The sequence below is a fragment of the Rhodovulum steppense genome, from assembly GCF_004339675.1.
Taxonomy (GTDB): domain Bacteria; phylum Pseudomonadota; class Alphaproteobacteria; order Rhodobacterales; family Rhodobacteraceae; genus Rhodovulum; species Rhodovulum steppense.
The window spans coordinates 1-15,127 of the sequence record NZ_SLVM01000016.1; the positions used below are offsets into that span (position 1 = coordinate 1).

The following is a 15,127-nucleotide window of genomic DNA, read 5'->3' on the forward strand; positions in this document are numbered from 1 at the left end:
CGATACGATCGGTGCCCGGAAACGTTCTTCTCTGCGATCATGCTCGCCGCAACCGTCTTGTTCTGGCTATGATCAAGAACGAGTCCTGAGCCTAGAGTTTTACTTAGCTTTCATTGGCGATGAAGAAGCAGACATCGTTTAACGTGGTTGAGGCAGCAAGCGTAGGGTGGGTGAAACCCACCACCTGCCCGCACCCACGTCCGCCCGCCGGTGGGTTGACACCCACCCTACGCACAGCCCGACCATGCAAGTCCCGGCCGCGTTCCCAAAGCCCCTAGAACGTCACCTCGACCCCGGGCAGGCGCAGTTCCACCATCAGGTCGCGCAGTTCCTGCCTTGCGGCGATGTTCGAGATGTTCATGCCGGTGACGCCGGTATCGCGCAGGTCCAGAAGCGTCAGGCCGCTGGGGAACAGCTCGCGAAAGATCACCCGTTCCGAGAAACCCGGCGCCACGCGAAAGCCGATGCGGCGCGACAGGTTGACCAGCGCGTCGCCCATCTTGCGCTTGTTGTGCATCTGCTGCGCGCCCAGCCGGTTGCGCAGCACCACCCAGTCGATCGGCTTCAGCCCGGCCTGGGCGCGCATCTGGCGGGCGTTCCAGACCATCTCGGAATAGATCGACGGCCCGAGGATCTTGCCGCTTGCCCCGTCATGCCGGGCCAGCAGGTCGAAATCTATGAAACTGTCATTCAGCGGCGTGATCAATGTGTCGGCCAGCGTGTGGGCGACCTGGCTAAGGCGGGTATGCGAGCCGGGGCAATCGATCAGGATGAAATCCTTGTCCTGTTCCATCCCGGCGATGGCTTCGGCAAGGCGGCGGTCGTACAGGTTCTCGCCCGGCTCCAGCTGTTGGGACGCGATCTCGGGCAATTCGCGGTAGTCCGGCGTCGGCAAATCGAGGCCCGAGCGGTCCATATAGGCGCGCCGGTTCTCCATGTAGCGGCCAAAGCTGCGCTGGCGCAGGTCCAGATCCAACGCGCCGACCCGGTGGCCCAGCCGCGCCAGCGCGGTCGCCACATGCATCGACATGGTGGACTTGCCCGCCCCGCCCTTTTCATTGCCGACGACGATGATATGCGCCACGTCACCTTCCCCCTGCGATCTGCATGACTATGGGCGAGAGAGTCGCCGACAACCATATGTTGTGGCAAGCGGTAGTCAAAGCGGGAGTGGAGGACAAGGTGTCACGATTACGGCGCATGGTCCTGCCGCAGCCTCCGCCACATGAAAACGCCGCCCCGGGGGGCGGCGTCTCCGCAGTGTTGAAGCCGGGCGGGATCAGAAGCCCAGGCCCTCGTATTTCTTCTTGAACTTCGACACGCGGCCGCCGGTGTCCATCAGGCGCGAACTGCCGCCGGTCCAGGCGGGGTGCACCGACGGGTCGATATCGAGGGCAAGCATGTCGCCCGCCTTGCCATAGGTCGATTTCATCTGGATCACGGTGCCGTCGGTCATCTTGACATCGATCACATGGTAATCGGGGTGGATATCCTTGCGCATGGTCGCTCTCCTCACGCCTCGGTCTTGGGCTTGTAGGTGCTGTCCTCGGCGATCCGGGCGGATTTGCCCCGGCGCGCGCGCAGGTAATACAGCTTGGCGCGGCGCACGCGGCCGCGGCGGACCACCTCGATCGAGTCGATATTGGTGGAGTAGAGGGGGAACACCCGCTCGACACCCTCGCCGAACGAGATCTTGCGAACGGTGAACGACCCGGCGATGCCCTTGCCGTTGTTGCGGGCAATGCACACGCCTTCGTAGTTCTGAACGCGCGAGCGGGTGCCCTCGGTCACCTTGTAGCCCACGCGGATCGTGTCGCCCGGCTTGAAGTCGGGAATCTTCTTGTCGAGGGCGGCGATCTGTTCCGCCTCGAGCTGTGCGATCAGGTTCATCGCAGCGTCTCCATCTTTGCTCGCGGTTTTCTCCGCGAAGGTGATGCAGCCCTCAGAGCTCTCGGTCTCCGTCCGGGTCCCTACCGCGGCTTGCGCAGTAAGCCCGCCAGAGGTCAGGGCGGCGTTCCTTGGTCAGCCTTTCGGCCTCGGCCTTCCGCCAGGCGGCGATCTTCGCGTGATGGCCCGACAGGAGAATGTCGGGTATCGCGCGGCCTTTCCAGACGGCGGGCCGTGTATACTGCGGATGTTCAAGCAGGCCCTCGGAAAAGGATTCCTCCTCCGTGGATGCCTGATTCCCGAGTACGCGGGGTATAAGGCGGACAGTCGCGTCGATCAAGGCCTGTGCCGCGATCTCGCCGCCCGTCAGGACGAAATCCCCCAGGCTGACCTCCTCGACGGCGTATTCCTCGATCACCCGCTCGTCGAGCCCCTCGAACCGGCCGCAGATCAGCGTGATCCCCTCGGCCTGCGCGAAGCGTTGCGCCATCGCCTGGCAAAACGGGGCGCCGCGCGGCGACAGATAGACGACCGGCCAGCGGCTGCGGTCGGCGGGCGTGCCCAGCGCGGCCTGATCCAGCGCGGCGCCCATCACGTCGGGGCGCAGCACCATGCCCGCGCCGCCACCTGCCGGGTTGTCGTCGACATTGCGGTGCCTGCCCTCGCCGAAGGGGCGCAGATCAACCGTTTCCAGCGCCCAGAGCCCCAGATCCAGCGCCCGGCCGGTCAGCGACAGGCCCAGAACGCCGGGAAACGCCTCGGGGAACAGGGTGATGATGCGCGCGGTCCAGGCGCCTTTCAGGCGGGGCCGCGTGTCCATCAGGTCGCGGGGCTGAAGGCTCGCCGAGATCGAGAGCCGCCCATGGGATTTCGGTGTGTCCGTCATGGGCGGTCTCTAGCTGGAAACGCGGCCGGGCGAAAGCCTCAGCCCTTGCGCGATACCGCGATCGCGCCGCCAAGCCCGACCGCCGAGACGAGGATCGGCAGCCAGAGCGGCAGCGCGACAACCGGGGCGCCGAGGGCCCAGACGATGCCGAAGCCGATCAGGAAGACAAGGTTGACCCAGATGATCTGGTTGAAGACCATCATCGGCAGCGCCTTGGCCAGCGTCTTGCCCTGCGCGGCGCGGGTGACGGCGGCCGCGGGGTCGAGGGCGCGCGCGACGGTGGCCAGCGCGGCGATGACAAGGATGACCCAGACCGGGTTTTCCGATTGCCCGGCCAGGAAGGCCCCGGCCAGGATGATCGCGTAGAAGATGTTTGCAGGGGACATGGTGATCCTCGTTCCTTGTTGGTCGGCGATCAGGGGAACAGACCTTCGGGCGGATCCGCAATGAGGCGCCCCGCCGCAAGATCGACAGTGGGCACGCAGGCCGCGGTAAAGGGCAACAGGACCGTCGATGTCAGCCCCGGCCCGTGGATCTCCAGAAGATCCCCGGCGCCATGGTCATGCACCGCCCGCACCCGGCCCAGAACCTTGCCGCCGGTATCCAGCACCTCAAGCCCGATCAGGTCGGCATGGTAGAACTCGTCATCGGGCAGGGCGGGCAGGGCGGCGCGGTCGGCGTGAAGCCGCACGCCTTTCAGCGCGTCGGCCTGTTCCTTGGTGGCGATGCCGGTCAGCCGGGCGGCAAACCCGCCCTTGACGGCGCGCGTCAGCGTCACCGCAAAGGACCGTTTGCCATCCTCGGTGAAAAGCGGGCCGTAACCGGCGATGGATTCGGGTTCGGCGCAGAAGCTTTTCAGCCGCACCTCGCCCCGGACCCCGAAGGAGCCGCCGATCACGCCCACACAGACACGGGTTTCGGCCATCTAGCGCCCCTCGACATGCAGCGCCTCGGCGCGCCGTTCCCAGCCGACTTCTTCCAGTTCGGGGTGGTCGCGTTCCACCTCGGGCCAGCCGATGCAGAGATAGGCCACCAGCGACCAGTCGTCCGGCACCGCCAGATCGCGGCAAAGCCGGTCGGGATCGAGCACCGAGACCCAGCCCACGCCCAGCCCTTCGGCCCGGGCGGCCAGCCAGAACATCGAGATCGCGGCCACGACCGAATAGCGCCGCATCTCGGGCATGGTGGCCGCGCCCAGCCCCGCGCCCTGGGGCGTGGCCTCGTCGCAGAAGACGGCCAGCTGCACCGGGGCGCGGTCCATCCCGGACAGCTTAAGCCGCGGATAAAGCGCGGCTTTCTCGCCGTCATAGCCCGCAAGGGCGGCGGCATTCGCGGCCTCGAAATTCGCGCGCGCGGCCTGACGGGCGGTCTCGCTGTCCAGCCGCAGGATGCGCCACGGCTCCGACAGGCCCACCGAGGGCGCCAGCCGGAACGCGTCAAGGCAGCGGTCCAGCAGCGCCTCGTCCACCGGGTCGGGGCGGAAGTGCCGGACGTCGCGCCGCCACCGCATGAGCCGGGAAAGCTCGTCGCGGAAGGCGGGCGCGAACCGCTCGGGCTGCGGGGCCGTGGCAGCCATCGTTTACTCTGCGCCTGCCTCGGCGGCCTTGGCGGCCTTTTCCTCGGCGCGGGCCTTGGCCTTGGCGCCGGGCACGGCTTTCTTGGGGTTGCTGCGCTCGGTTTTCGCAACGATACCAGCGGTTTCCAGCATGCGGGCGATGCGGTCGGTCGGCTGGGCGCCCTGGCCGAGCCAATGCTTCACGCGGTCCAGATCCATGCGGACACGCTGTTCGTTGTCCTTGGCCAGAAGCGGGTTGTAGATGCCCAGCTTCTCGATGAAGCGGCCATCACGCGGGGCGCGGCTGTCGGCCACGACGATGCTGTAGAAGGGACGCTTTTTCGAGCCGCCGCGGGCGAGACGAAGTTTCAGTGCCATGTCAGTTTCTCCTGTATCTGGCGTTCGGCAGGGGTGCCTATTTCTGGTGTTCGATATGGTGTCGGATGACTTCCTGAATGACGAAGCTCAGGAATTTCTTGGCAAATTCCGGGTCGAGATCGGCCTCGCGGGCCAGTTGCTCAAGCCGGGCGATCTGGCTTTCCTCGCGCGCCGGGTCCGAGGGCGGCAGCCCGTGCTGCGCCTTGAGACGGCCCACTGCCTGGGTGTGCTTGAACCGCTCGCCCAGCGTGTAGACGAGGATCGCGTCCAGCCGGTCGATGCTGGCGCGGTGCTCGCGCAGGAGGTCTGCGGCGCGGGCGGTGGTGTCGGTCGCGGAGGTCACGCAGCACTCCTTTCGTCGCGAATGGCAAATCGGATTTCCATCGGATTTCCATCGGATTTCCATCGGGCAAATTTTTCGACGTCACGCCGCCCGGTGCCGGGCCGCCGCAGGGGATATGCCGGAGCGCGCCGCGTCATTTCTTCTTGCCGCCCAGCCCCGACAGACCCGGCGGAAGGTCCATGCCGCCCAGGCCGCCCATGCCACCGGGCAGCCCGCCGCCCATCCGGCGCGCGGCCTCTTCGAGCGCCCTGGGATCCATGTCGGCGCCCATGCCGGGCAGTCCGCCCTTGCCCAGCATTCCGGACATGGCGCGTTTGAGCATGGCGCGGCCGCCCTTCTGGCCGAGCTTCTTCATCATGTCGGACATCTGGCGGTGCATCTTGAGCAGCTTGTTCAGCTCCGGCACCTCGAGACCCGCGCCCGCCGCGATGCGGCGCTTGCGGCTGGCCTGGAGGATCTGGGGATTGGCGCGCTCGACCTTGGTCATGGAATTTATCAGCGCGATCTGGCGGCGCAGGATCGAATCGTCGAAACCCGCCTCGGCCATCTGGCCCTTCATCTTGCCCATGCCGGGCATCATGCCCATGATGCCCTCCATCCCGCCCATCTTGAGCATCTGTTCAAGCTGCATCTTCAGGTCGTTCATGTTGAACTGACCCTTCTGGAAGCGCTTCATCATCCGCTCGGCCTGTTCGGCCTCGATGGTGGCTTGCGCCTTTTCCACCAGCGACACGATATCGCCCATGCCGAGGATGCGGCCCGCGATGCGTTCGGGGTGGAATTCCTCCAGCGCGTCGAGCTTTTCGCCCAAGCCCACATACTTGATCGGCTTGCCGGTCACCGCGCGCATGGAAAGCGCCGCGCCGCCCCGGCCGTCGCCATCCATCCGGGTCAGGATCACGCCCGAGATGCCGATGCGGCCGTCGAAATTCTCGGCCGTATGCACCGCGTCCTGGCCGGTCAGGCCGTCCACGACCAGAAGCGTCTCGCGGGGCGTGGCGACGTCGCGCACGGCCTCGACCTCGGCCATCAGCGTCTCGTCGATCGACAGCCGCCCGGCGGTGTCCAGCATGTAGACGTCATAGCCGCCCATCGCGGCCTGCTGCTTGGCGCGTTTCGCGATGTCGACGGGTTTCTGCCCCGGCACGATGGGCAGGGTATCGACGCCGATCTGCGCGCCGAGGATGGCAAGCTGTTCCATCGCCGCCGGGCGGTTCACGTCGAGCGAGGCCATCAGCACCCGCTTGCCGTTCACCTCCTTCAGCCGTTTTGCCAGCTTGGCGGTGGTGGTGGTCTTGCCGCCGCCCTGAAGGCCGACCATCAGGATCGGCGCGGGCGGGTTGTCGATTTTCAGGTATCCCGGTTCGCCCTCGCCGGTCAGCACGCGCACCAGTTCGTCATGGACGATCTTGACCACCTGCTGGCCGGGCGTGACCGAGCGCGTCACCTCCTGCCCGGTGGCCTTTTCCTGCACCGACTTGACGAAGCTGCGCGCGACGGGCAGCGAGACGTCGGCCTCCAGCAGCGCCACGCGGACCTCGCGCAGCGCGGTCTTGACGTCGTCTTCGCTCAGCGCGCCCTGCTTGGTCAGGCGGTCGAACACGCCGGACAGGCGGTCTGATAGACTTTCGAACATGGGCCGGGCCCTCCGTCGACCGTTGCACCTGCCCCCGATATGGGCGGGGACGCCTGAAATGTCAGCGCGACGAAGCGCCAAACGAGTGACGCCCCCGTGGGCGAAACCTCGCTGACGGGGGGCGATCCCGGGACATGACCGGGACCGGAAGGCGTGAACCGTTCCGGATATCGGGGTGGCTTAAGCCATGGATGGGGGCGGGAGTCAAGTCCGGCCTGCCCGTGCGAGGGGGCAGGCCGGGCCTGTGTCAGGCGGCGCGGGGCAGTTGGTCGACCGCGGCATGGGCGGCGGCAAGGGCGGCCTCGGCATCCAGCGCGAGGCGGTCGGCGCCCAGCACGGTGATGTCGGTCAGCCCGAGGAAGCCCAGCACATGGGTCAGATACCGGGTGGCGAAGTCGAAATCCGAGCCGAAGGCGGTGCCGCCCGAAGCCGCGGCGACGATCACCCGCTTGGCCCCCAGCAGCCCTTCGGGCCCGGCCTCGGTATAGCGGAAGGTGACGCCCGCGCGGGCCACGAGGTCGATCCAGGCCTTGAGTGCGGCGGGCAGGCCGAAATTGTAGACCGGCAGGCCGATCACGATGGTATCGGCGGCCTTCAGTTCCGCGATCAGGCTGTCGGACAGCGCCAGTTCGGCGCGCTGCGCTTCGGTCCGGTCGGCTTCGGGGGTGAAATTGGCGCCGATCCAGGCCTCGGTCAGCAGCGGCAGGCCCTCGGCCAGGTCGCGGGTCAGGATGCGGGTGTCGTCACCGGCAAGGCGGGCGGTGATGCGGTCGGTCAGGTCGCGCGAGACCGAGCCGTCGCGGCGGGCCGAACTGTCGATGCGCAGGATTGTGCGGGGCATGGGAAACTCCGATGGGATGAGGATGTGAGGGGAAAATGGTTCTTGCGCTGGTGAACACAATTGCTCAAAATCAACAAGGTCTGTGAGGTGGCGCACATATGGATATCGACAACTGGGACGAAATCCGCACCGCCTATCACGTTGCCCGGCTGGGCACGGTCAGCGGCGCGGCCGAGGCGCTGGGGGTGCATCATGCGACCGTGATCCGCCATGTCGACGCGCTGGAGACCCGGCTGGGGGTCAAGCTCTTTCAGCGCCATGCCCGCGGCTATACGCCGACCGAGGCGGGCGAGGAACTGATGCAGGTGGCCCAGGTCACCGCCGAGCAGTTCGGCCAGCTTGCCGGGCGGCTGCGCGGGCAGGGCGCGGCGATGACCGGCGATCTGGCGGTGACGACGGTGGATGCGCTGACGCCGCTGGTGGTGCCGGTGCTGGCGGGGTTCCAGGCCGATCATCCCGAGCTGTCGGTGCGGCTGATGGCCGATCCACGGCTTTACCGGCTGGAATATGGCGAGGCGCATGTGGCGCTGCGGGCCGGCGCGCGGCCGGGCGAGCCCGACAATATCGTGCAGACGCTGTATGTGCAGAAGAGCGGGCTTTATGCCAGCCGCGATTATGTGGCGGCGCACGGGGGGCTGGGCGAGGATGTCGCGGCCCACCGTTTTGTCGGCCCCACCGACGAGGCGCATCGCGCGCCGTTCTACCGCTGGCTGCGGGCGCATGTCCCGGCCGAGCGGATCACGTTCCGCGTGGGCGACATGCGCGGCGCGGTCGAGGCGGTCGAGGCGGGGGCGGGGATCGGGTTCGTGCCGCTCTGGCAGGCGCGCAACCTGCCCGATCTGGTCGAGATGCGCCCGCCGCAGCCCGAGTGGGAGGTGACGATCTGGCTGGTCACCCATGTCGATCTGCACCGCACGCCCAAGGTGCAGGCGCTGACCGCGCGGCTGAAGGAGGCGGCGCGGGAATGGCCCTGACCCGGGTCGAGGCGCTGCGCGGGCATCTGGCGATGCTGACCTTTTCGGGGCTGGTGGCGGGCTCGTTCAGTTTCGGCAAGCTGATCGCCAACGATATCGACCCCGCCGCGCTGACCGCGCTGCGCTTTGCGCTGGCGGGCGGGCTGATCGGGGCGGCGGCGGCGCTGGGGCCGGGGCTGCGCGCGCACCGGTTCCGGGCGCCCTGGCGGTTCGTGATCCTGGGCGGGCTGTTCGGGGCCTATTTCGTGCTGATGTTCGAGGCGCTGAAGACCGCCGAGCCGGTCGCGACGGCGGCGATCTTTACCCTGACGCCGGTGATGGCGGCGGGGTTCGGCTGGCTGTTCCTGCGCCAGACGATGACGGGCCGGATGGGGCTGGCGCTGGCGGTGGGGGCGGCGGGGGCGCTTTGGGTGATCTTTCGCGGCGACCCGGCCGCGCTGATCGCGTTCGATCTGGGCCGGGGCGAGGCGGTGTTCTTCGTCGCCGCGCTGGCGCATGCCGCCTATACGCCGCTGGTGCGCAAGTTCAACCGGGGCGAGCCCGCGCTGGTCTTCACCTTCGGGATGATGATGGCGGCGCTTGTGCTGCTGCTGATCTACGGGCTGCCGTCCATCCGCGCGACCGACTGGGCCGCGCTGCCCGCGCGGGTCTGGTGGGTGGTGCTGTACCTGGCGATCTTTACCAGCGCGGTGACCTTCGTGCTGCTGCAATATGCGGCGATGCGGCTGCCCTCGGCCAAGGTGATGGCCTATACCTACCTGACGCCGAGCTGGGTGATCGGCTGGGAGATCGCGCTGGGCAATGCCGCGCCCCGGGGGCTGGTGCTGGGGGGGATCGGGCTGACGGTGGTGGCGCTGGTGCTGCTGCTGAAGGAGGACGGGTAGGGCGGGACTTCAGAGGCCCTCCCGGCAGGCGTCGTCGGAGGCGTGCTGCGCCGCCGCCCCGTCATCGAGTTCAATCCGCAGGAACCGCTCGAACGCGTCCAGATCCACCGGGTCGAACTGGCCGAAGCCCTGCATCCAGACCGAGGCATCGCGCAGCGCGTCGGGTTCGAGCTTGCACCATTTCACCCGGCCGCGCTTTTCCTGGCTGATGAGGCCCGCGCGGGTCAGGATGACCAGATGTTTCGAGATCGCGGCCAGCGACATCTCGAAGGGGGTGGCGACATCGGTCACGGCCATGTCGTCTTCGAGCAGCATCGCGAGGATCGCGCGCCGGGTGGGGTCGGCGAGGGCGGCGAAAACGATGTCGAGCCGGTCATCCATGGCCGGAGCATGGGCCGCCCGCCGCCCGATCGTCAACCGGAAGGTTGAATATGCAGCGCGCCCGAAAGCCGGGGATGCGGCGGCGCAGCGTTCCGTGAAACCTTTTGCAAACAATGGCTTGGCGCTGAATATGGGCGCTTGACTCATGTCGGTGCCCTCTCTAGGTTCGCGGCGACTGTCCCAGGGGGCGCTCAGGGTGATTGATCCGGCGGAAAAGGAGCGGCTTGAGCGGCTCGAAGCGCGGATCGAGGCCCTGAAGAAGGCCGAGGCCGCCGAGCCCGGCAAGCGCCACCAGGACGAGCATTATTCCCAGGCGCAACTGGCCTGGCGGATGGTGATCGAGCTTGTCGCCGGTCTGGGGATCGGCTTCGGCATCGGGTATGCGGTGGACCTGTGGCTGGGGACGCTGCCGATCTTCCTGGTGCTGTTCATATTGCTGGGCTTTGCCGCCGGGGTGCGCGTGATGATGCGCTCGGCGGCCGAGATCCAGAGGCAACAGGTGGCCGAACAGGCTGCGAAGGACGACAAGAGGGATTGAACGTGGCAAGCGACCAAGCGACCGGCGGCCTGCAGATCCACCCGATGGACCAGTTCATCGTCAAGCCGCTGTTCGGCGGCGATGCGATCCATTGGTACACGCCCACCAACGTGACGCTGTGGATGGCGCTTGCGGTGGTCTGCGTGGTGCTGTTGCTGGTGATCGGCACGCGCGGGCGCGCGCTGGTGCCCAGCCGGGTGCAGTCGATCGCCGAACTGGCCTATGGCTTCGTCTACAAGATGGTCGAGGATGTCGCGGGCAAGGACGGGGTGAAATATTTCCCCTACATCATGACGCTGTTCATCTTCATCGTCTTCGCGAACTTCCTGGGTCTGATCCCGATGGCGTTCACCACGACGTCGCATATCGCGGTGACGGCAACCATGGCGCTGGCGGTGTTCTTCTTCGTGACGATCCTGGGCATCGTCAAGCACGGCTTCGGCTTTCTCAGCCTGTTCTGGATCAGTGCCGCGCCGCTGGCGCTGCGGCCGATCCTGGCGCTGATCGAGGTGATTTCCTACTTCGTCCGGCCAGTCAGCCATTCCATCCGTCTTGCCGGCAACATGATGGCCGGGCACGCGGTCATCAAGGTGTTCGCGGGCTTTGCGGGCGTGCTGGGCGTGGGCGCCGTGTTCCCGCTGGCCGCGATCACCGCGGTCTATGCGCTGGAGGTCCTGGTGTCGTTCATCCAGGCCTATGTCTTCGCGATCCTCACCTGCGTCTATCTGCGCGATGCGCTGCATCCGCATCACTGACGCAATCCGAAATCTGCCAATTCCAACGTAAGGAGAAATCGACATGGAAGGCGATATCGTTCAAATGGGCGCCTATATCGGTGCGGGCCTGGCATGCACCGGCATGGGCGGCGCCGCTGTCGGTGTGGGCCATGTTGTCGGCAACTACATCTCGGGTGCGCTGCGCAACCCGTCGGCGGCCGCCTCGCAGACCGCGACCATGTTCATCGGTATCGCGTTCGCCGAAGCGCTGGGGATCTTCTCGTTCCTCGTCGCGCTTCTGCTGATGTTCGCCGTCTGATCTCCCGAACCGATCCTTACGGCCGGGTGGGGGCTTTCCGAGCGCCCGCCCGGTGTAATCCCGGGGTCCAGGGGGACGACAATGGCAACTGATACGAACGCGGCCGAACCGGTCGGCATGCCGCAACTCGATTTCGCGACCTTCCCCAACCAGATCTTCTGGCTGGTGGTGACGCTGGTGGTGATCTATTTCGTGCTGTCGCGCATCGCGCTGCCGCGCATCGCGGCCGTGCTGGCCGAGCGGCAGGGTACGATATCGAACGACATCACCGCTGCCGAAGAGCTGAAGTTGAAGGCGCAGGAAGCCGAGCGAGCCTATGAGAAGGCGCTGGCCGATGCACGCGCCGAGGCGCAGCGGATCGTCGCCGAGACGAAGGCCGAGATCAAGGCGGATCTTGCCGCGGCCACCGCCCGGGCAGATGCCGAGATATCGGCGCGTGCGGCCGAGGCCGAGAAGCAGATCGCCGAGATCCGCGAGAACGCGATGGAAAGCGTGACCATCGTCGCCCGCGCGACGGCTGGCGAACTGGTCGCGGCGCTGGGCTTCCAGGCCGACGAGGCCGCGGTGACCGCGGCGGTCGACGCCAAGGTGAAGGGGTGAGGGGCATGAAGAAACTCGCAATCGCGGCCAGCCTTGTCGCCAGCCCGGCCTTCGCCGCGTCGGGGCCGTTCTTCTCGCTCTACAACACCGATTTCGTGGTGCTGCTGTCCTTTCTCGCCTTCATCGGCGTGCTGGTCTACCTGAAGGTGCCCGGCAAGCTGGCGGGGATGCTGGACAAGCGCGCGGAGGGGATCCAGCGCGAGCTGGACGAGGCGCGCGCGCTGCGCGAAGAGGCGCAGTCGGTGCTGGCCTCCTATGAGCGCAAGCAGAAGGAGGTCCAGGAGCAGGCCGAGCGCATCGTCGCGAGCGCCCGCACCGAGGCCGAGGCGGCCGCCGCGAAGGCCAAGGAAGACCTGAAATCCACGATCGAGCGCCGCCTTGCGGCCGCCGACGAGCAGATCGAGTCGGCCAAGACCAGCGCGGTGCGCGAGGTGCGCGACAGGGCGATCACCGTGGCGGTGGCGGCTGCGCGCGAGGTGGTGGCCCGGCAGATGACCGACGCGTCCAACGACCGCCTGGTCGAAGCGGCCATCGGCGATGTTCAGGCCAAGCTCAAGCTGCACTGAGCGGCGGAACGGGACAGCAAGACGGCCCGGCGGGGAACTGCCGGGCCGTTTGCGTTGCGCGGGCCGGGCCGGTCAGCCGCGGGCGGTGACCTGCTCCAGCCGCTGGCGGGCGATTTCCTCGTTGCGTTCCGATTGCAGATGGTCGGCCAGCGCGGTCTCGACATAGCTCAGATGCCGTTCCACCGCGGCGCGGGCGGCGGGGGCGTCGCGGGCCTGAAGCGCGTCGTTGATCGCGCGGTGCTGGTCCAGCAGCATCGCCCGCGTGGTGCGCTGGCGGAACATGATCTGGCGGTTGTAGAAGACGCCCGCGCGCAACAGGTCGAACATCGCGCGCATGACATGCAGCATCACCAGATTATGCCCCGCCTCGATGATCGCGAGGTGAAATTCGGCATCCAGACGGGCCTCGTCGGCGGGGTTGCGCTTGGCATGCGCGGTCTCCATCCGGCGGAAGATCGCGTCGATCACGGCAAGATCGGTGTCCGAGCCGCGGCGGGCGGCGCGTTCGGCGGCCATCGCCTCGACGTCGCGGCGAAAGGCGATGTAGTCGAACAGCGCCGCGTCATGGCGGGCGAAAAGCTGGACCAGCGCCTCGGGGAAGGCCGCGCCCAACACTTCGGCCACGAAGAGGCCCGCGCCGGGGCGGCTGACCAGCAGGCCGCGATCCTGCAATTCGGCGATGGCCTCGCGCAGCGAGGGGCGCGAGACGCCCAGCTTGTCCGACAGGTCGCGTTCCGAGGGCAGCCGTTCGCCCGGGCGCAGGATGCCGCGCAGGATCAGAAGCTCGATCTGGCGGACCACGGCGCCGGAAAGCTTTTCGGGGTGAACCTTCTGGAAGGGCATGGCCGAACTCCCTGAAACCGGTCAGAAGATATGACCACTTCGGGGCGGCGGCAACGGCCAATGCGCGATCTCCCCGCCGGACGGACCGGCGGGGACGCGCCCGGGTTCAGGTTGTCGGGCGGATGACGATTTCGACCCGGCGGTTCTGCGCCCGGCCTTCGGGCGTCAGGTTCGAGGCGACGGGCTGTTCCTCGCCCCGGCCATAGGCACGGATGCGCCGCGGATCGACGCCCGCGCCGGTGAGCACCGCCGCGACCGAGCCAGCCCGGCGGGAGGACAGATCCTGATTGTAGCTGGCCGACCCGGTATTGTCGGTATGGCCGATGATGTCCACGGTCGAGTTGGGATACTGGTTCAGGTTGCGCGCCAGCGCCCGCAGATCCTCGCGCAGGTCGGGCCGGACCGTGGCGCTGTCGATGGCGAACAGGATGTCCTGCGGCATGGTCACGACCAGTTGCGAGCCGGTATTGACCACGTTGATCCGGTCATTGCCCATGTCGCGGCGCAGATCGGCCGCCTGCCGGTCGAGTCCGCTGCCGATCGCCGCACCGGCTGCCGCGCCGACCGCTGCGCCGACCAGCGCGTCGCGCGCGTCGCGCTTGCCGCCATCGGTGACGATCATGCCGGTGACCGCGCCAAGGCCCGCGCCGATCAGCGCGCCTTCCTTGGTGCGCTGGCGGGGATCGCCGGTATCGGTGGTGGTCGGCGTGCAGGCCGCCAGCGCCAGCGCGCCGGCCGCGGCCACAAGAAGGGGGGTCTTCGCTCGCATCGGTTTTGCCTCTTGCTTCAGGCCCGGCTGATCCGGACATCGCGCACGAATATAGTGAATCCGCCGCCTCGATGCGAGGGCATGGATGGGTTGGGCGGCAAGTTGCCGATCACGGCTCTGTGCCTGCCGCCTCGGCGCGGGCACCTTCCCAGGCCAGCATCGCGCGCTTGACCGGCAGCCCCCAGTGATAGCCGCCCAGCCCGCCGCCCGCGCGCAGGACGCGGTGGCAGGGGATCAGGAAGGCGACGGGGTTGCGGCCGACCGCGGTTCCGACGGCGCGGGCGGCGCGGGGGCTGCCGATGGCCCGGGCGATCTCGGCATAGGTGGTGACCTGGCCCGAGGGGATCGCCAGCAGCGCCTCCCAGACCTTGATCTGGAAGGGGGCGCCGATCAGGTGCAGCCGGGCGGACCCCTGGCCGAAGGCGGCGGCGACGAGCGGCGCGATGGCGTCGGGGTCTTCGATGAAGTGCGCTGCGGGCCAGCGGGCGGTCAGGTCGGCATGGGCGGCGGCGGGGCCGGTTTCATCGGTGAAGGCCAGCCCGCACAGGCCGCGATCGGTGGCCATCGCCAGCGCCTGACCGAAGGGGGTGGGGAACAGCCCGTGCCGGATCGTCAGCCCGGCCCCGGCGCGGGCATAGGTGCCGGGGCTCATCGCCTCCCATGTCAGGAACAGGTCATGCAGCCGCCCTGCGCCGCTCAGCCCCAGCGCGTCCGCCGTGGCCAGCGTGGTGAAATGCGCGCGCATCAGGGCGCGGGCATGGTCGAGCGCCAGGTATTGCTGGTAACGCTTGGGCGAGACGCCGGCCCAGCGCGAGAAGACGCGCTGGAAATGCGCGGGGCTCATCTCCATCTCGGCGGCGAGTCGGTCGAGCGGCAGGGGCTGGCCGCCCGCCGCGTCGATCCGCGCGATGGCGCGGCGGATCACCTGGTAATGATAGCTGTCGGTGCTGTCCTGCATCGGCGCAGGATAGGCGCCGCGCCGCAGGGGCGCGACCCGAAAGATGCGCGAAA

Annotated in this window: 22 protein-coding genes; 7 read left to right on the forward strand and 15 right to left on the reverse strand. The window is 67.7% G+C overall.

Annotated elements, in window-relative coordinates:
- Positions 1-274: 274 nt before the first annotated feature.
- The 11 genes from EV216_RS11555 to EV216_RS11605 form a co-directional block, all read right to left on the reverse strand.
- Positions 275-1,084: a division plane positioning ATPase MipZ gene (locus tag EV216_RS11555; RefSeq protein ID WP_132695608.1), complete on the reverse strand. Its 810-nt coding sequence runs from the start codon at positions 1,082-1,084 to the stop codon at positions 275-277.
- A 195-nt stretch (positions 1,085-1,279) separates the two neighbouring features.
- A complete protein-coding gene (rpmE, locus tag EV216_RS11560) occupies positions 1,280-1,501 on the reverse strand; it encodes a 50S ribosomal protein L31 (RefSeq protein ID WP_132695610.1) in 222 nt (73 codons plus the stop codon).
- An 11-nt stretch (positions 1,502-1,512) separates the two neighbouring features.
- The gene (rplS, locus tag EV216_RS11565; protein WP_132695612.1) at positions 1,513-1,890 is read right to left on the reverse strand and encodes a 50S ribosomal protein L19; all 378 of its coding nucleotides are present in this window, start codon (positions 1,888-1,890) and stop codon (positions 1,513-1,515) included.
- A gap of 52 nt (positions 1,891-1,942) precedes the next feature.
- Positions 1,943-2,773: a tRNA (guanosine(37)-N1)-methyltransferase TrmD gene (gene trmD / locus EV216_RS11570; protein ID WP_132695614.1), complete on the reverse strand. Its 831-nt coding sequence runs from the start codon at positions 2,771-2,773 to the stop codon at positions 1,943-1,945.
- A 38-nt stretch (positions 2,774-2,811) separates the two neighbouring features.
- Positions 2,812-3,159, reverse strand: a complete 348-nt coding sequence (locus EV216_RS11575; protein WP_132695616.1) for a hypothetical protein — start codon at positions 3,157-3,159, stop codon at positions 2,812-2,814.
- 29 nt (positions 3,160-3,188) lie between these two features.
- On the reverse strand, positions 3,189-3,698 hold the full coding sequence (rimM, locus tag EV216_RS11580; protein WP_132695618.1) for a ribosome maturation factor RimM: 510 nt from the start codon (positions 3,696-3,698) through the stop codon (positions 3,189-3,191).
- Positions 3,699-4,349: a 5,6-dimethylbenzimidazole synthase gene (gene bluB / locus EV216_RS11585; RefSeq protein ID WP_132695620.1), complete on the reverse strand. Its 651-nt coding sequence runs from the start codon at positions 4,347-4,349 to the stop codon at positions 3,699-3,701.
- Between the two features lie 3 nt (positions 4,350-4,352).
- Entirely contained in the window at positions 4,353-4,706 is a 354-nt protein-coding gene (rpsP, locus tag EV216_RS11590; RefSeq protein ID WP_132695621.1) for a 30S ribosomal protein S16, read from the reverse strand.
- A 37-nt stretch (positions 4,707-4,743) separates the two neighbouring features.
- Positions 4,744-5,049, reverse strand: coding sequence for a chorismate mutase (locus EV216_RS11595; RefSeq protein WP_243642059.1), 306 nt, complete (start codon positions 5,047-5,049; stop codon positions 4,744-4,746).
- Positions 5,050-5,182: 133 nt separating this feature from the next.
- Entirely contained in the window at positions 5,183-6,685 is a 1,503-nt protein-coding gene (gene ffh / locus EV216_RS11600; RefSeq protein ID WP_132695625.1) for a signal recognition particle protein, read from the reverse strand.
- A 247-nt stretch (positions 6,686-6,932) separates the two neighbouring features.
- The gene (locus EV216_RS11605; RefSeq protein WP_132695626.1) at positions 6,933-7,526 is read right to left on the reverse strand and encodes an FMN-dependent NADH-azoreductase; all 594 of its coding nucleotides are present in this window, start codon (positions 7,524-7,526) and stop codon (positions 6,933-6,935) included.
- Positions 7,527-7,630: 104 nt separating this feature from the next.
- Here EV216_RS11605 and EV216_RS11610 point away from each other — a divergent pair, with 104 nt between their 5' ends.
- Entirely contained in the window at positions 7,631-8,500 is an 870-nt protein-coding gene (locus tag EV216_RS11610; protein ID WP_132695750.1) for a LysR family transcriptional regulator, read from the forward strand.
- The gene (locus EV216_RS11615; protein WP_132695628.1) at positions 8,491-9,384 is read left to right on the forward strand and encodes a DMT family transporter; all 894 of its coding nucleotides are present in this window, start codon (positions 8,491-8,493) and stop codon (positions 9,382-9,384) included. The genes EV216_RS11610 and EV216_RS11615 overlap by 10 nt, the downstream gene beginning before the upstream one ends.
- 9 nt (positions 9,385-9,393) lie before the next feature.
- Here the strand turns inward: EV216_RS11615 and EV216_RS11620 are convergent, their stop codons facing one another.
- Positions 9,394-9,765 carry an ArsR/SmtB family transcription factor gene (locus EV216_RS11620; protein WP_132695630.1) on the reverse strand — a complete coding sequence of 124 codons (372 nt, stop codon included), beginning with the start codon at positions 9,763-9,765 and terminating at the stop codon, positions 9,394-9,396.
- A gap of 196 nt (positions 9,766-9,961) precedes the next feature.
- Between EV216_RS11620 and EV216_RS11625 the strand changes: the two genes are divergently transcribed.
- The 5 genes from EV216_RS11625 (at position 9,962) to EV216_RS11645 (ending at position 12,504) form a co-directional block, all read left to right on the forward strand.
- The gene (locus EV216_RS11625; RefSeq protein ID WP_132695632.1) at positions 9,962-10,303 is read left to right on the forward strand and encodes an AtpZ/AtpI family protein; all 342 of its coding nucleotides are present in this window, start codon (positions 9,962-9,964) and stop codon (positions 10,301-10,303) included.
- Positions 10,304-10,305: 2 nt separating this feature from the next.
- Positions 10,306-11,058 (forward strand): F0F1 ATP synthase subunit A, encoded by a 753-nt coding sequence (locus EV216_RS11630; protein ID WP_279388213.1) that lies wholly within the window; start codon positions 10,306-10,308, stop codon positions 11,056-11,058.
- Positions 11,059-11,101: 43 nt separating this feature from the next.
- Entirely contained in the window at positions 11,102-11,338 is a 237-nt protein-coding gene (locus EV216_RS11635; protein WP_074220027.1) for a F0F1 ATP synthase subunit C, read from the forward strand.
- An 81-nt stretch (positions 11,339-11,419) separates the two neighbouring features.
- Entirely contained in the window at positions 11,420-11,938 is a 519-nt protein-coding gene (locus EV216_RS11640; protein WP_132695634.1) for a F0F1 ATP synthase subunit B', read from the forward strand.
- 5 nt (positions 11,939-11,943) lie between these two features.
- Complete coding sequence (locus EV216_RS11645; protein ID WP_132695635.1) at positions 11,944-12,504, forward strand: F0F1 ATP synthase subunit B; 561 nt, start codon at positions 11,944-11,946, stop codon at positions 12,502-12,504.
- Positions 12,505-12,576: 72 nt separating this feature from the next.
- On the opposite strand, the gene EV216_RS11650 is transcribed toward EV216_RS11645, so the two are convergent.
- From EV216_RS11650 to EV216_RS11660, 3 genes are all read right to left on the reverse strand, one after another.
- A complete protein-coding gene (locus EV216_RS11650) occupies positions 12,577-13,347 on the reverse strand; it encodes a FadR/GntR family transcriptional regulator (RefSeq protein WP_132695637.1) in 771 nt (256 codons plus the stop codon).
- A 106-nt stretch (positions 13,348-13,453) separates the two neighbouring features.
- Complete coding sequence (locus tag EV216_RS11655) at positions 13,454-14,116, reverse strand: YiaD family glycine zipper/OmpA-like lipoprotein (protein ID WP_132695639.1); 663 nt, start codon at positions 14,114-14,116, stop codon at positions 13,454-13,456.
- 109 nt (positions 14,117-14,225) lie between these two features.
- Positions 14,226-15,074, reverse strand: coding sequence for a methylated-DNA--[protein]-cysteine S-methyltransferase (locus tag EV216_RS11660; protein ID WP_132695753.1), 849 nt, complete (start codon positions 15,072-15,074; stop codon positions 14,226-14,228).
- Positions 15,075-15,127: the final 53 nt, after the last annotated feature.

What these genes read in the sequence shown, in the direction of transcription:
- rpmE (WP_132695610.1), bottom strand. Translation starts at nt 1,501, where the DNA reads ATGCGCAAGGATATCCACCCCGATTACCATGTGATCGATGTCAAGATG.
- rplS (WP_132695612.1), bottom strand. Translation starts at nt 1,890, where the DNA reads ATGAACCTGATCGCACAGCTCGAGGCGGAACAGATCGCCGCCCTCGAC.
- trmD (WP_132695614.1), bottom strand. Translation starts at nt 2,773, where the DNA reads ATGACGGACACACCGAAATCCCATGGGCGGCTCTCGATCTCGGCGAGC.
- EV216_RS11575 (WP_132695616.1), bottom strand. Translation starts at nt 3,159, where the DNA reads ATGTCCCCTGCAAACATCTTCTACGCGATCATCCTGGCCGGGGCCTTC.
- rimM (WP_132695618.1), bottom strand. Translation starts at nt 3,698, where the DNA reads ATGGCCGAAACCCGTGTCTGTGTGGGCGTGATCGGCGGCTCCTTCGGG.
- bluB (WP_132695620.1), bottom strand. Translation starts at nt 4,349, where the DNA reads ATGGCTGCCACGGCCCCGCAGCCCGAGCGGTTCGCGCCCGCCTTCCGC.
- rpsP (WP_132695621.1), bottom strand. Translation starts at nt 4,706, where the DNA reads ATGGCACTGAAACTTCGTCTCGCCCGCGGCGGCTCGAAAAAGCGTCCC.
- ffh (WP_132695625.1), bottom strand. Translation starts at nt 6,685, where the DNA reads ATGTTCGAAAGTCTATCAGACCGCCTGTCCGGCGTGTTCGACCGCCTG.
- EV216_RS11605 (WP_132695626.1), bottom strand. Translation starts at nt 7,526, where the DNA reads ATGCCCCGCACAATCCTGCGCATCGACAGTTCGGCCCGCCGCGACGGC.
- EV216_RS11615 (WP_132695628.1), top strand. Translation starts at nt 8,491, where the DNA reads ATGGCCCTGACCCGGGTCGAGGCGCTGCGCGGGCATCTGGCGATGCTG.
- EV216_RS11620 (WP_132695630.1), bottom strand. Translation starts at nt 9,765, where the DNA reads ATGGATGACCGGCTCGACATCGTTTTCGCCGCCCTCGCCGACCCCACC.
- EV216_RS11635 (WP_074220027.1), top strand. Translation starts at nt 11,102, where the DNA reads ATGGAAGGCGATATCGTTCAAATGGGCGCCTATATCGGTGCGGGCCTG.
- EV216_RS11640 (WP_132695634.1), top strand. Translation starts at nt 11,420, where the DNA reads ATGGCAACTGATACGAACGCGGCCGAACCGGTCGGCATGCCGCAACTC.
- EV216_RS11645 (WP_132695635.1), top strand. Translation starts at nt 11,944, where the DNA reads ATGAAGAAACTCGCAATCGCGGCCAGCCTTGTCGCCAGCCCGGCCTTC.
- EV216_RS11650 (WP_132695637.1), bottom strand. Translation starts at nt 13,347, where the DNA reads ATGCCCTTCCAGAAGGTTCACCCCGAAAAGCTTTCCGGCGCCGTGGTC.
- EV216_RS11655 (WP_132695639.1), bottom strand. Translation starts at nt 14,116, where the DNA reads ATGCGAGCGAAGACCCCCCTTCTTGTGGCCGCGGCCGGCGCGCTGGCG.
- EV216_RS11660 (WP_132695753.1), bottom strand. Translation starts at nt 15,074, where the DNA reads ATGCAGGACAGCACCGACAGCTATCATTACCAGGTGATCCGCCGCGCC.